Source organism: Lysobacter sp. Root983 (genome assembly GCF_001429345.1).
In the GTDB taxonomy this organism is placed as follows: domain Bacteria; phylum Pseudomonadota; class Gammaproteobacteria; order Xanthomonadales; family Xanthomonadaceae; genus Lysobacter.
Genome location: NZ_LMJO01000003.1, coordinates 13,494 through 26,381, shown reverse-complemented (window position 1 = coordinate 26,381; position 12,888 = coordinate 13,494). Strand labels below are relative to the sequence as shown.

At 68.9% G+C, this 12,888-nt stretch carries 14 protein-coding genes; all 14 read right to left on the bottom strand.

Annotated features, from left to right (window positions below; genetic code table 11):
• Positions 1 to 3: 3 nt before the first annotated feature.
• The gene (locus tag ASE43_RS06755; protein ID WP_056183111.1) at positions 4 to 1,608 is read right to left on the bottom strand and encodes a baseplate J/gp47 family protein; all 1,605 of its coding nucleotides are present in this window, start codon (positions 1,606 to 1,608) and stop codon (positions 4 to 6) included.
• A gap of 15 nt (positions 1,609 to 1,623) precedes the next feature.
• Positions 1,624 to 1,983 (bottom strand): GPW/gp25 family protein, encoded by a 360-nt coding sequence (locus ASE43_RS06750; protein ID WP_056183113.1) that lies wholly within the window; start codon positions 1,981 to 1,983, stop codon positions 1,624 to 1,626.
• A gap of 14 nt (positions 1,984 to 1,997) precedes the next feature.
• Positions 1,998 to 2,243, bottom strand: a complete 246-nt coding sequence (locus ASE43_RS06745) for a hypothetical protein (protein WP_056183116.1) — start codon at positions 2,241 to 2,243, stop codon at positions 1,998 to 2,000.
• Positions 2,244 to 2,247: 4 nt separating this feature from the next.
• Positions 2,248 to 2,604: a hypothetical protein gene (locus ASE43_RS21720; RefSeq protein ID WP_056183119.1), complete on the bottom strand. Its 357-nt coding sequence runs from the start codon at positions 2,602 to 2,604 to the stop codon at positions 2,248 to 2,250.
• Between the two features lie 13 nt (positions 2,605 to 2,617).
• A complete protein-coding gene (locus ASE43_RS06735; RefSeq protein WP_056183123.1) occupies positions 2,618 to 3,412 on the bottom strand; it encodes a phage baseplate assembly protein V in 795 nt (264 codons plus the stop codon).
• A gap of 6 nt (positions 3,413 to 3,418) precedes the next feature.
• Complete coding sequence (locus ASE43_RS06730; protein ID WP_057159966.1) at positions 3,419 to 4,540, bottom strand: hypothetical protein; 1,122 nt, start codon at positions 4,538 to 4,540, stop codon at positions 3,419 to 3,421.
• Positions 4,541 to 4,549: 9 nt separating this feature from the next.
• Positions 4,550 to 4,870: a hypothetical protein gene (locus ASE43_RS06725; protein ID WP_157489433.1), complete on the bottom strand. Its 321-nt coding sequence runs from the start codon at positions 4,868 to 4,870 to the stop codon at positions 4,550 to 4,552.
• 12 nt (positions 4,871 to 4,882) lie between these two features.
• On the bottom strand, positions 4,883 to 5,626 hold the full coding sequence (locus ASE43_RS06720; RefSeq protein WP_056183133.1) for a hypothetical protein: 744 nt from the start codon (positions 5,624 to 5,626) through the stop codon (positions 4,883 to 4,885).
• A 23-nt stretch (positions 5,627 to 5,649) separates the two neighbouring features.
• Positions 5,650 to 7,593 (bottom strand): hypothetical protein, encoded by a 1,944-nt coding sequence (locus ASE43_RS06715; protein WP_057159965.1) that lies wholly within the window; start codon positions 7,591 to 7,593, stop codon positions 5,650 to 5,652.
• A gap of 3 nt (positions 7,594 to 7,596) precedes the next feature.
• Entirely contained in the window at positions 7,597 to 9,609 is a 2,013-nt protein-coding gene (locus ASE43_RS06710) for a hypothetical protein (RefSeq protein WP_057159964.1), read from the bottom strand.
• A gap of 5 nt (positions 9,610 to 9,614) precedes the next feature.
• The gene (locus ASE43_RS06705) at positions 9,615 to 11,357 is read right to left on the bottom strand and encodes a hypothetical protein (RefSeq protein WP_057159963.1); all 1,743 of its coding nucleotides are present in this window, start codon (positions 11,355 to 11,357) and stop codon (positions 9,615 to 9,617) included.
• Between the two features lie 77 nt (positions 11,358 to 11,434).
• Positions 11,435 to 11,578, bottom strand: coding sequence for a hypothetical protein (locus ASE43_RS22260; RefSeq protein WP_200944040.1), 144 nt, complete (start codon positions 11,576 to 11,578; stop codon positions 11,435 to 11,437).
• Positions 11,579 to 11,601: 23 nt separating this feature from the next.
• Positions 11,602 to 12,420, bottom strand: coding sequence for a hypothetical protein (locus tag ASE43_RS06700; RefSeq protein ID WP_056183149.1), 819 nt, complete (start codon positions 12,418 to 12,420; stop codon positions 11,602 to 11,604).
• Entirely contained in the window at positions 12,417 to 12,887 is a 471-nt protein-coding gene (locus ASE43_RS06695; RefSeq protein WP_056183152.1) for a phage tail protein, read from the bottom strand. Before ASE43_RS06695 ends, ASE43_RS06700 begins: the two co-directional genes overlap by 4 nt.
• Position 12,888: the final 1 nt, after the last annotated feature.

The window sequence follows — 12,888 nt, the reverse complement described above, 5'->3', positions numbered from 1 at the left end:
CCCTCAGCCGATCTGCAGGCTGAGTTCGAGCTGCGACAGCACCGGCAGCTCGTAGGGCCCGACGTCGACGCGGCTGGCGACCGCGCTGCGCGAGATCAGGGCGTTGCGGATGAAGTCCGGCAGCTCGGCCATCGACGGCAGGTCGTAGCGGCGCAGATCGTCGTCCAGGGTCGAGGCGGGCTGGTCGGCGCGGTTGAAGCGGTAGATATCCAGAGACAGCACCCCGGGTATCGCCTCGATCAGCGCGAACAGGTCGCTGGGGTACAGGGCCTGGCCGAAATCGACCGCGTCGTAGGCGAGGTAGCGCGCCACCGTGTCGGCGATCTGCTGGCGCAGCGGATCGGCCTGATAGCGCGCGTCGTAGCGCACCGTCATCGCGATCGCGACCGGCGCCGGGCTGGCGTCGAGCACGCGCAACTGGGTGCCGGCCATGCGCTTGTCCTCGAAGTAGGCCAACAGCGCGGTGCGCAGCGCCTCCGGCACCGGACGCCAGCTATCGCCCTGCGGGGCGACGATCAGGTCGATCTGATTCCAGTTGCGGGCGCGCGCGCGCGCCTTGGCCACGCCGCCGGCGTGGTGGGCGAGGGCGACGCAATCGTCGGGCGTTACGGCGCGGCGGCCGCTGCGATAGACCATGGGGCCGTTGCGCACCGCGATCTCGCTGCTTTCCGCGGCGCTGCCGCCCGCGGCCGGGGCCGGGTTGGTCACCGCCAGCAGGTTGGGCAGCACGGTGACCGCGCGGGTAATGGTGTTGGCGGCCACGTTGGCGCGCACGCCGCCGCCGACGCGGCAGGTCGCTCGCACGTTGTTGGTGCCGCGCGGCGGCACGCGTCCGAACACGTTGTCGCCGAACAGGATGGCGCAGGCGTCGTTCTCGTCGAACTGGCAGATGTAGTCGCGCGAGTCGCGCGTGGACAGCAGGGTGCGGCCGTCGGGGCCGGTGCTGTAGAGGAAGTTGTCGCGGCGGTCCCAGCGCACCCAGCCCGCGCCTTCGTCGACTTCGACCACCAGGCTTTCCAGGATCGGCGGCTTGTGCGGCAGGCGGAAACTCTGGTTGGGCTCGCCGCTGGACGAGCCGAGCAGGGTCGGCGGCAGGCTGCGGCTGTGCGAGACCGGCAGCACGAACTGGGCCTGGCCGGCGACCGCGCCGGGCAGGACCTGATCCGAATGCAGATCGATGGACAGCGCCGGGCCCAGGTATTCGAAGGTCGCCGGATCGTCGCTGGGCTGGCTGGCGATGAACTGCGCGCCGCTGGGGATCGCGATCACCGCCGGGCCCACCGGCACCGAGAAGGTCAGCAGCAGGTCGGCGCGCGCGGGCAGCGGCGGGGTGGGTTCGTAGCCGATCAGGCGCAGCAGCTGCAGCACGCTGCGGCGTTCGCGCGCGGTGCCCGGAAACAGTTCGCTGGCGATGCGGTCCTGGTAGTACAGGATCACGTCGCCGACGTAGGCGACCATGTCGGTCAGCACCACGCCCAGATCGGACGGGGTGTGGTCGGTCCACTCGGGCAGGCGCAGGCGCGCCAGATCGAGCATGGCGCGGCGCAAGGACGCGTAGTCCTTGTTGGTGTAATCGATCGCCGGCGGCAACGGATCGGTGACGGCCATGACGGCGCTCCTTGCTCAGGCCAACGGGACCAGCAGCGAATCCGTGCTGGGTTCGCTGGTGTGGGTGTAGTCGAGGCGCACGTACAGCTCGGCCTCGCGGCGTTCGAAGGCGACGTTGGTGACCAGCACGCGCGGTTCCCAGGCCAGCAGGCATTCCTGCAGCTGGCGCTTGACCAGGGTGGCCATGACGTCGTCGTTGGGGTCGTGCACCAGCGAGTGGATGCGGGTGCCGTACTCGCGCAGCATCACGCGCTCGCCGAAGCGCGTGGCCAGCAGCGCGCGGATGTTCTGGCGAATCTTGTCCTGACCGTTGGCGCGCTGCACGCCGCCGTCGGAAAGGGCGAAGGGAAAGGCGAAACCCATGACGTTGTCCATGTCGCTAGTGCTCCTCAGCTCAGTCCGACTTCGCCGGTTTGGGTGGCGGTTCCTATCGGCACGTTGCCGTTATCACGTACTTGCGACTGCACACCGGTCACGCGCGCGCCGACCACGTAGGCATGGACGACGTCGGCGATGGCCTTGGCCATCGCGTCGGCGGCATCGTCGCCGCTCCATTCCTCGTCCACACCCTTCTGGAAATTGGTGCGCAAAGTCGCGGCCAGCGTCGATTCGAGCGTGTTGCGGTCCAGGGCCATGGCATCAGTCCAGCGGGCAGGGCGGCAGGGTGGGCAGCGCCGGCAACGCGGGCAGCGAAGGCGGTACGGGCAGGGGCGGCAGCGGCGGCAAGGTGATCGCGATCGGCAAGGTCGGCAGCGTCAGTCCCGGCAGATCCGGCAAGGCCGGCAACTCCGGCAGCGCCGGCAGCGAAGGCGGCACCGGCAGCGGCGGTAACGGCGGCAGGGTGATCGCGATCGGCAGCGTCGGCAGCGCCAGTCCCGGCAGGGACGGCAAGGCGGGCAGCGCCGGCATCGACGGCAACGCCGGCGGCAGCGGCAGCGGCGGCAACGGCGGCAGCGACAGCGGGATCGGCAGTTCGGGGAAGCTGCAGCGGCTCATGCGCGCGGTCTCCTCACTTCACCAGCACCGAAGCGCTGAAGTGCTGTTGCGGCACCAACATCGCAGGCGGCGTGGCCGGACCGGTCGGACCCATCGCGGACGGATGGGTGTGGAACATGAACTGCTTCCACAGAATGTCGAACTGCTTGGCCAGCAGGGTCGGTTCGCTGGCGCCGGAACCCACCGATACCGTGGTGCCTTCGAGCAGGATATTGGCCGCGGTGATGCGCACGGTGTCGCCGGTGAGGTCGAGGCTGGCGCCGTCCTTGTTCATCAGCACCACGCCATCGGCGTTCATCGCCAGTACGTGGCCTTGCTCGGACATCAGCGAGGCTTCGCCCTTGTCGGCGTTGAGATAGAGCGTCGAGCCGCTCTTGTTCGACACCACCACGCTGCCCTTGTCGTCGATGGCCAGGAAGGAGTTGTCCTTGTGGCGGATCACGACCTTGGCGCCGCCGTCGGTGTCGTTGAGTTCGATGGTGTGGCCGCTGGCGGTCTGAATCACGCGGTTGTCGGGCGGCGTGACCCGACTCTCCTCTGGCGTCGCGGTCTTGGGGTACCAGGTGCCGACCCAGATCGCGAACTCGGGATCGCCGCCTTCGAACTCCACCCACACCTTGGCCCCCACCGGCGGCACGAAGAAGTGGCCGTAGGGGAAGCAGGGGCGCGCGTTGACCGCGAGTTCGGTGCCGAAGATCGCCGGCACGTTGACCAGGACGCAGCCTTGCTTGTCCGGGTCTTCGTTGCCGGTGACGGTGCCGCTGTATTTTCCGTACCAGCGTTCGGCATGGCGGTGGATGGCGTTCATGGCGTCCTAGCGGGTGAGTTCGAATTCGGAGGTGTAGCCAGGCGACATCCCGCCGCCGGAACTGGTGCGCACCGTGTGCTTGACCTTGCGTACGTACCAGCGCCCCGCGCCCCAGCCGCTGATGCCGGTGACGTCGACCGCGCCCTTGGCGCGCAACATCACCGTGCCCACGCAGGCGCCGCGGGCGGTGAAGCCCAGCGCCATGGTCGGGTCCTGGGCGGCGTCGCTGGTCGCGCGCGCGGCGCTGGAGGGCGTGCCGGGGGTGAAGGTCTCGGGGCGCTGGCTTTGCGGCGTTTCGGTGGCTTCGCCGGCGACGCTGAGCGCGCTGTCCAGCGCGGGTCCGCCGGCTTCGGCGACGGTCTCGCTGGGCGCATGCGCGGGCTCGGCCGGCGGCGGTGGCGCGGTGGTGGTGACGGTGTCGCCGGTGAGCGGATCCACGGTCGCGGTGCTGCGTCGCGGCGAAGCGGCGCTGGCGGTGCGCTCGTAGGAGAAGCGGGTGATGCGCCCGGCCATGCCGGTGGCGGCCAAGGTGCCCATCGCCTCGCCCTCGGTCAGGCGCGCGAGCGGAATGAAATAGAACTTGGAGGCGCCGCCGTTGTATTCGACGAAGGCGCGGCAGGAGTAGCGACGCGCCAACAGCACGATGAAGTCCCAGTCGTTCTGGGTGGTCTGGCGCAGCGGCGCGGCTTCGGTGAACTCCGGATCCGGGCTGGGCTCGATCTGGCCGACCGCGATGCCGGTGGTGGGCTCGCGGGTGACGAGGGCGCGCAGGATCGAACTCAGCGTGCCGACGTGGTGGGTGGCGCGGAACGGGCGCTTGCGGATGCGGTAGGACAGGTCCAGCGCGGTGATGGTGAGCTGCTTGGGATTGCAGCCCGCGGCCGCGTTCGCGATCTGAGTGACTTCGCCTTCGAACAACACCGCGTGGTTCTCGCCCCAACCCAGGTCGACCAGCAAGGTGTTGCCCTCGCGCGGCGCTTCGCTGCCGCTGCCGCTGGGGTCGTTGAGCACCACCACCGCCTTGTCGATCAGGCGATCGTTGTCCTCGACTTCGGCGCTGCGCACGTTGGCGCTGATGTCGATGCCCTGCAGGTGCACGCGCTTGTACGGTTGGCGGCTGTCGCTCATGGCGCGTCCTCAGAAGCGCCGGTCGCGTTCGACCAGACCCGGGGCGCTGCCGCCGGAGGCGATGTCGAGCTTGTCGCCCGGGCGCCACTCCAGCGGGAAACGCAGCGGATTGGCGTCGGCCAGGCGCCACCAGCCTTCGCTGGAGCCCTGATAGCGCCATGCCAGATACTCCAGCGACTCGGCGCCGGTGACCAGGTGCGCATAGCGCGCCGAACTGGCGGGCACGCTCTCGTGGCGACGGATCGGCAGGCCGGTGCGCGGCTCGCCGTCGGCGTCGGGGGCCTGCATCGGCGCCAGGCGGGCGTATCGCGATCGTGCGGAAACGGGCATGGGGGCTCCTGCTCAGAGATCGAAGATGTGTTTGATGACCGACGCACCCGGCAGCACGTTGACGTAGTCCATGCCGTAGCCGGAGCGGCCCATGGTTCGGGCGACGTTGACGTAGCGCTCGATGGTTTCGACCAGCGGCGAAATCGCCTTGGTCTGCTGCTTGAGGCTGACGCTGATCTCGGCGCGCGCCGGCGAGGTATCGGCGTTGAAGCGGGTGATCTTGATGCTCAGGTTTTCCATCACGCAGTCGGTGTTGATGCCGCCGTAGATCAGCGTGCACAGCGGCGGCGCGAAGGTCTTTTCGAAGCCGCTGCTGATCCACTCGACCAGGCTGCCGACGTCGACGCCGGGATTGACGAAGGAGCGCAGCAGGGCCAGGTCCGGCGAGATGTCGCCGTCGTAGAGGTTGCCCACGTCCGAGGTCGAACCTTCCGGGCGCACCGCGCCGTCGAGCACGAAATCCAGGGCGAAGGTGCGGGCCTCACCGCAACCGGCCTCCAGCGGATGCGTGCGCACCAGCTGCGGTCCGAACTCCTTCAGGTCCTCGAGCGCGCCGGCCGGCGCGGTCGCCAGCTTCACGTACCAGGGCTGGCTGGCGCTCATCGCCGCGGAGGTCTTGTCGAAGGCCCAATTGCCGAAGTTTTCGACGTCGGTGTACTTGTAGGCGCGCTTCTCGGTCAGCGCCTCGGGATTGAATTGAAAGCGAAACACCAGCGGCGGCAGGCTGTTCCAGCAGGCGAGGTATCCGTAGGCCATGGCGCGTCTCCGGTTCCGTGGGCTCAGGCGGTGATCAAGGCGGGGTCGTCGGAACCGCGCTGGGCGAGTTCGCGCTGATAGGCGAGCAATTGCGCGTACAGCACTTCGGGAGCGGGCAAGGCGGCGACCGGACCGTCGCCGCCGGCCACCGTGGCCGCGGTCAGGTCGATGATCACTTCCTGAATTTCGATCGAGGCGCGCGGGCGGTCGACGGCTTCGCCGACGATGCGGCCGGGGATGGAGTCGCCGGCGGTGGCCGGGGTGCTGGAGAACTGGCGGGTGATCTGATCGAGCAGCGTGGCCAGGCCGTTGCCGGACAGCCATTGCTCGTAGGCGCGCGCGATCGCTTCCAGGCCCGTCTCCGGGCGCTCGCGCACCGCGCGTTCGGCCTCGGCGAAGGCGCCGGCGAATTCGGCCGAGCGCTGGCGCACCGCGTTCAAGTTGGTGGCGTAATCGCTGCGGCTGCGGTCCAGTTCGGTCGAGATCAGTTGATCGAAGCGATCCGACAACAGGCCGAAGCCAGTGGCGACGCTGCCGGCCAAGTCGCGCACGCCGTCGAGCAGGCCGGTGCGCAGCGCATCCATCTGCGCGCGCAGGCTCACCAGCGCGGCGGGCGGCGCGGCCAACGCGGCCGGATCGGGCATGGCCGGCATCAGGGTCGAAGGCAACGTGGTCGAAGGCGTGATCGGGCCCGGCAAGGGCAGGGCGGCGGCATCGGTCAGGGCCTTGATCTGGGTGCCGGTCAGCGGTGCGCTGACCGGGGTGCCACCCGCGCTGGTCGATTTGTCGCGCAGCAGTTCGTACAGCGGCGGCAGCACCGCCGGCAGGACCTGGATCAGGTGGGTGATCAAACGGAACACGCGAAGGTCGCTGAAGCGCGCGAGCACGATGAACAAGGTGTCGACCAACCAGCGCAGCATGCCGTTGACGGTGCGCTGCAGGCCGCCGGCCAGGAACTGGAACACCGCCAGCGCGCCTTCCAGCACCGTGCCGGCGATATCGAACAGGCTGCCCAGGATGCCCTGGACCATCTGGCCGATGACCTGGGCCAGTCCGGCGGCCAGGCGTGCGACCACGCCTAGCAGGTCGAACACGGTCACCAGCACCACGCCGCGCAACAACAACACGTTGCGTACCAGGAACTGCAGGATTTCGACCACCGCCAGCTTGAAGGTGTCGAGCTTGTCGAACAGCAAAGCGATGCTGCCCACCAGCATCGGCACCAGGATGATCAGGCCGTTGATGATGCGGGTCACGCCGCCTACGGTGGTCTCCACCGACTGCAGCATGGCCATCCAGCGCTCGTGCTGCGGCGTCAGCGAGGCCTGCAGTCGCTCGGGCGCGGGCGAGCCGCCGCCACTGCCGCCGCCGCTGCCGGCGGCCTCGAACAGGCCGGTGAGCAGATTCAGGATTTCGCGGAATTCGCCAATCTGATCGGTCAGGGGCGCGCCCGCGACCGTGGCGGTCGGCTCGGCGTCGGCCGCCGCCACCGCGGCCTCGGTCGGCGTGAGCGCTTTGCCGGCGCCCTTCTTGGCGGCCGCGGCGGGCTTCTTGTCGTCGCCGCCTATGCCCAGGCGCTTGAGGATGTCCTGCAGCTTGGTGACGATGGAATCGATCTTCCAGATCATCACCGGCAAGGCCACGCCCGCGATGGTGCCGCCGATCAATCCGCCGAACAGGCCGCCGAAGAAGCGGCCGATGCCGCCGAGCAGGCCTTCGAAGAAGCCGGCCACGCCACTGCTGGCGACCAGGTCGCGCAGGTTGTTGACGTGCACCAGCAAGGCGCCGCCGCGCATCGGCGGCGCGCCGAAGCGGCCGCTGGGCGTAAACGCCTCGGCGAAGGCGAATCCGGCATAGCGCGCGGTCGCCTGCGCCACCTGTTCCAAGGTGCCGCGCAGGCCCTTCAGCTGGGTCAGCATCAGACCCATCTGGGTGACCATATCGTCGGAGGCGTGGTCGTCGGCCATGGCTCAGGTGGCTCCCGCTGCGATCTGATCGAGTTGGCGCCGGCCCTCGGCGTAAGCCTGGCCGATCGCGTCGCGGAAATGCTGGGCGAGGTCGCGCACCAGCGATTCGTCGTGGGCGCGGTCGTGCGCGCGCAGGGTCAGGCGCGGCACCCGCACCCGGCCCAGGCGCGCGCGGCGCGCCAGGATGTGCGGCGAGGTCGGGGTGAGTTCGACGTAGCTTTCCTCGCCGGCCATGGCGCGCTCGCGCCACCAGCGACGCATCTCGCCGATGTACAGCGGGATCGCCGCTTCGATGATGCGGAAGCCGTTGCCGGCCAGCCAACGCTCGAAGGCGCCGATCGGCGCGGTGTGGATGCGGTCGCCGAGGGCGCGGATCTGGTCGTTGTAGAGACCGTTGGCCAGCCCGGCCGACTCGCGTGCGAACTCCTGCATGCGCCCGGCCGGGCCGGTGCGGGCGAAATCGGTGGCGGTGCGCGAGAACACCTCGCCCAGGTCGGCGAGGCTGCGCGATACATTCTCGAACAGGCCGCGCACATTGGCGCCCAGGGCGCGGCCGAAATCCCGCACCTCGCGGCCCAGCACGCCCGGCGGGACGCCGAACAGCAGGTTGTAGAAGTTGGGCATGCGCTTGATGCGCGGCTTTTCGGTCTCGACCATCGGCCCGCCGGTATCGGCAAACAGCGCATCGACGATCTGGTCGATCAGGTTCAGGTCGTGCAGCAGACTGGCGCGCAGCGCGGCCAGTTTGCCCCCGACCCAGGGCACGTCGTTGATCACCGGCATGAAGGCGGTGGAGACGATGGTCGCGCGTGCGGTGTTGATGCCGGCCTTGGCCGCGCCCCACAGGGTCCAGTTGATCGCGGTGCCGGCCGCATCGATCACCTGATTGACGGTCAGCGTGACTCCGATCATGTCGATCAGCATCGCGGTCGGACCCATAAAGGGCTTGACCAGCTCCAGCAGATCGAAGGCCAGGATCTCGTCGATCATGTGGAACACGATGTTGACGATGATGATCACTTCGTTGACCTGCTGGCGCAGGCCGTGCAGGAAGCGCTGCAGCGCGAACAACGCCACTTCCAGGTAGATGCGCGCGACCACGGCGAAGTAGTTGATGCTCCACTGCAGCATCGTGGCCATGGCCCCGACCAGGGCCGGCACCTCGCGCAGCATCTTGGGCAGGGACTCGAAGAAGAACGCCAGCACCTCGCGGCGCAGGCGGAACACCCGCGCTTCGATGCCGCGCAGCGCATTGACGATGGTCAGACGGATGCGCAGCCAGATCGCGTTGGCGAGGGTGCGGATCCAGTCCGGAATGATCGGCAGGATCAGCATCACCGCGGTGAAGCCGCGCAGCACCGTATCGAGCATGTTGTCGCCGCCGCCCATGCCGGCCGGCGCGGGCGCCGCCGCCGCGACGGCGGCGCTGGGCGTGGCCGCGGCGGCGCCCCCGGCCGCGCCAGCGGCGCCGGCCGGGCCATCGAACAGGACTTTGGCCTTGGCAAAGTCGCCGACGATGTTGCGCAGCTGGCCGGTGCTGGTGGTCAGACCGCGCCACGCCATGCCGAGCAGGCCGAACAGATCCGAGGCGCGCGCATTGCGCGGATCGAAGGTGGAGGCGCGCGGGTCGGCCAGGCGGTCGACGGAATCGGCGATCGCAGTGACGATGCCCTCGATCGCACCGAGCAGGTTCGGCAGGATCATCTCGTCCTCGACCGCCTGCGGGATGCGGGTGAAGCCGCGCCCGAAGGCCACGAACGGAGCCGCCCAGGTCGCGCCGGCGCTGCGGTAAGGACGCAACGCGCCGTGCTGCTGGGCGTCGATGGCCACCGACAGCGCGGTGCCTTCGAACAGGAAGATCGGGAACGCGCGGGTGCGTCGCTCGAGTTCGCCCATGCGCTCCAGGCGCTGAGTCAGCCAGCGTTGCAGCGCCGCAGACAGGCCGCCGATGCGGCGGCGTTGGCTGTCGAAGGCGGCCAGCCAGTCGGAGGCGAGCGGGATCAGATCGATGGGCATGATCGTCAGCTCGCCGGCGCCAGGTAGGTCTGCTCGCGCAGCAGCCGGGTCAGGTCGTTGCCGATATTGCGCAGCGAAACCGCGTCGCCGCCGGGGCAGCGCACGGTGATCTTGCGCACGACCGGACGCAGGCGACCGTTGTCGGGCAGATCGCGCACCGGGAAATCGGGGTCGCGCGCGGGCACGTCGCGGCCGTAGACCTCGCGGTCTAGGCGGTCGAACGCGTCCAGCAGGTCGGGCACGCGGATGCGCACCTGCGCGGGCAGGATGCGCGCGACCACGGTGTACAGCAGATCGCGGTAGCGCAGCTCGTGAGTGCGCAGCAACTCGAAGGCCTGGTCGGGCGTATCGACGCCGAACTCCTGCGCCATCAGCGCCGGTTCGCCTCGGAACACGCTCGCCGGCGGCGCCATCAGCTGCTGCGCCAATGCGTCGGTGGCCGGGTCCAGCGCGAACGGCGCCGCCATGTCCACGTCGAACTCCGGGCCCCAGGGCGTGGACAGGGTGATGCCGCCGCGCGCCGCGCCGACCATGCGCTTGGCCATGTCCATGCTGGGCGTGGGCGGCGCCACCAGCATGCCGCTCAGCACGCGTGCCGGCGCCAGCGCGCTGCTGATCGCGCCCGGGCTGGCGGACGAGGATGGCGGCGGCGCGGCGGCCGGCGGCGCGGCCGGGGCGGCCGCGCCGGTGCTGGCGAAGATCTTGCGGACCTCGGTCACCACGCGTGCGGCCGCGCGGAACTGGCGGATCAGCGGGATGTCCTCGATCAGTCCGCGCGCGGCGGACACCGACAGATCGATCGAGGCCCGGGTCTGGTTGGCGATCGAACCGAAACCGTCCTTCAGCGCTATCGCCATCTGCGCCAGCATCGCGCCCGCGCCTGCGATTAGGTGTCGCGCCATCGCCATGACGTGGTCGATCATGCGCGTCAGGATCGCCATCGGCGACGCTTCCGGATCGGCGCCTTCGAGGGCGGCGACCGTGCCTTCGCCGATACTCTTGACCACCTCCCAGATGCCCTTGCCGAATTCGATCAGGGCGTGGAACTGCATCGCGGTCGGCAGGATCAGCCTGCCGAAGCGGGTCAACAGCCAGGCCGCGGCGCCGATCAGTTGCGCGAACAGCGCGGCGACGCGATCGACCAGCTCCAGGATGCCGCGCAGCAGCGGGTTGCGGATCGCCTCGCGCGGACCGGTGAGCAGGTTGATGAAGCGCGTGAGCGCCTGGATCGCGCGGGTCGCGTCGCCGACCAGCTCGTAGGCCATGACCAGGACGCCGTTGGCGCCCTGCGCGGCTGCGACGATGGCGACGACGAAACCGCCTAGCAAGGCCAGCGGGAACAGGATCGCCGCGGCCGCGGTGCCCAGGCCGGTGAACTCGGCCAGGAAGATCGGGCTGTAGAGAATCGTGAGCAGGCTGGCCGCGATCGCGCACATGGATTCGCGGATCTTCACGTACAGATACATGACGATGCCGCTGGGGCTGATGAACATGCCGACGGCCATGCCGGCCATACCGGCCACCGGTTCGAGCAGGTTGGGGCCGGTCTGGCCGCCCTTGGACTGCGCGCGCGCCTCGCGGTAGCGCTCGCCCAGCGCGGTGATGTTGGCGATCACCACGCGCAGGCGGCTATCCAGCCGCGGCAGACGCACGCCGAACCATTCCACCAAGAAGGCGCCGCGCGCGCGGTCCATCACCACGGCTTCCAGCCGTAGTACCGAGTTCCATCGCTCGAACGCCGTGGCCATACCGGCCAACGGCGCAGAGAGCGATGTGAGTAGCAGCCCGATGGGCATTCAACGGCTCCAATTCAACGACCTGCGGCTCAACGTCCTCGGGACGATTCGATCTCGGCGTTTTCCCGCTCGATCTGCTCGATCAGCAGACGCGCGAAGCTGCGTCGGTCCTCGGTGGGCATGTCCATCAACTCGGCGTGCGGCCAATGAAGGTGGTAAGCCAGAAAGAACACCTCGCGACGCAAATCCTCGAGCGTCAGTCCAATGCCAAAAAATGGGACAGATCCAGGCTGGCCTTGAACTCGTGGCCGCAGGCCGGGCACTCCAGCGCGCGTATCAGATCGACGCCGGGCGCGGCCGAGTTGAGCGCCCGGTCGATCAAGCGCCGGTCGGTCATGGTCAGCTCGGCCAGCAGCTTCGGCCCGATCGCGTTGAGCCGGTGCTGCGGCACGTCGCCCAGCGACTTCAGGCAGCGGGCGAGCAGCGCGTTCTTGCCCAGCGAGGCGTTCTTGCGCATCTGCGGCGCCACCGCCGACTCGTCCGCGCCGGTGGGCAGCCGCATCACCATCGCGTGGTGGGCCACGCCCTGGTTGTCGATGTAGCCGTCCTCCAGGCGGATGCGGATCTCGCCCGCCGATTCCTCTTCCGGCATGCGCCGCACCGGCAGGGCGTCGAGCTCTTCGGTGACCTCGTGGCTGTGGCCGCAGGACGGGCACTTGTAGCTCGCCTGCAGCTCGTTGCCGAAGGTCGCGCCGCGCAGTCGCAGCAACAGGTAGTTGCGGTCGGCCGAGTACATTTCCGCGACCACAGACGGGCCGGTGGACTTGAGCTCGCCCAGGCCGACGATGCAGCTGGCCAGCAGTTCGGTGACCAGCTTGCCGCCGTTACGCTGGTTCTGCGGATCGGCCAGGATCGCCTCGTCGCGGCCGGTCATCTTGCGCAGCATGCCGTGGCGGTGCAGGCGGCCTTCGTCGTCGTAGACGCCGATCGGCAGCTCGAACTCGTAGGTGCGGTGGGTCGTGCTCGGCGGCGGCGCCAGCGGGACCTCGCGCAGTGCGGTGGCTTCGGTTCTCATTCGACACGCTCCAGTCCTTCGTGTTCGAGGACGATGGTCTGCTTGAAGTGGTTGGTCGACCCGGCTTCCAGGTCGGTGAATTTCGACGACTTCACCCAGGCCCCGTAGAAGGCGAAGGTCAGCACGTCGGCGCCGTTGTGGCGCTTGACGATCATTCCGTCGCGACGCGGGACGGAGCCGCCCTGATCGTCGCGATTGAGCTTGAAGCACTCCTGGAACCAGTCCTTGAAGCGCTGGTCCTCCGGACTGCCGTCGACATACCGCTCGATCGTGAGCGAGTCGAACTTGACCTTCGCGCCGGCGGTCTTGAACACCCGGAACGAACCGCCGTGCGGCTGTTCCACGGTTTCAATCTCGCCTTCGCTGAGTCCGCCGATCTTGCTCACGCCGGGGCTTTCGCGCCCGTCGATCACCAGTACGAACTCGCTCGCGCGATAACTTTCCCAAATGTCTCCGACTTGTGGCATG

Bases quoted from the DNA above. Each gene is read 5' to 3' on its own strand.
- ASE43_RS06755 (WP_056183111.1), bottom strand. From the start codon at position 1,608: ATGGCCGTCACCGATCCGTTGCCGCCGGCGATCGATTACACCAACAAG.
- ASE43_RS06750 (WP_056183113.1), bottom strand. From the start codon at position 1,983: ATGGACAACGTCATGGGTTTCGCCTTTCCCTTCGCCCTTTCCGACGGC.
- ASE43_RS06745 (WP_056183116.1), bottom strand. From the start codon at position 2,243: ATGGCCCTGGACCGCAACACGCTCGAATCGACGCTGGCCGCGACTTTG.
- ASE43_RS21720 (WP_056183119.1), bottom strand. From the start codon at position 2,604: ATGAGCCGCTGCAGCTTCCCCGAACTGCCGATCCCGCTGTCGCTGCCG.
- ASE43_RS06735 (WP_056183123.1), bottom strand. From the start codon at position 3,412: ATGAACGCCATCCACCGCCATGCCGAACGCTGGTACGGAAAATACAGC.
- ASE43_RS06730 (WP_057159966.1), bottom strand. From the start codon at position 4,540: ATGAGCGACAGCCGCCAACCGTACAAGCGCGTGCACCTGCAGGGCATC.
- ASE43_RS06725 (WP_157489433.1), bottom strand. From the start codon at position 4,870: ATGCCCGTTTCCGCACGATCGCGATACGCCCGCCTGGCGCCGATGCAG.
- ASE43_RS06720 (WP_056183133.1), bottom strand. From the start codon at position 5,626: ATGGCCTACGGATACCTCGCCTGCTGGAACAGCCTGCCGCCGCTGGTG.
- ASE43_RS06715 (WP_057159965.1), bottom strand. From the start codon at position 7,593: ATGGCCGACGACCACGCCTCCGACGATATGGTCACCCAGATGGGTCTG.
- ASE43_RS06710 (WP_057159964.1), bottom strand. From the start codon at position 9,609: ATGCCCATCGATCTGATCCCGCTCGCCTCCGACTGGCTGGCCGCCTTC.
- ASE43_RS06705 (WP_057159963.1), bottom strand. From the start codon at position 11,357: ATGGCCACGGCGTTCGAGCGATGGAACTCGGTACTACGGCTGGAAGCC.
- ASE43_RS06700 (WP_056183149.1), bottom strand. From the start codon at position 12,420: ATGAGAACCGAAGCCACCGCACTGCGCGAGGTCCCGCTGGCGCCGCCG.
- ASE43_RS06695 (WP_056183152.1), bottom strand. From the start codon at position 12,887: ATGCCACAAGTCGGAGACATTTGGGAAAGTTATCGCGCGAGCGAGTTC.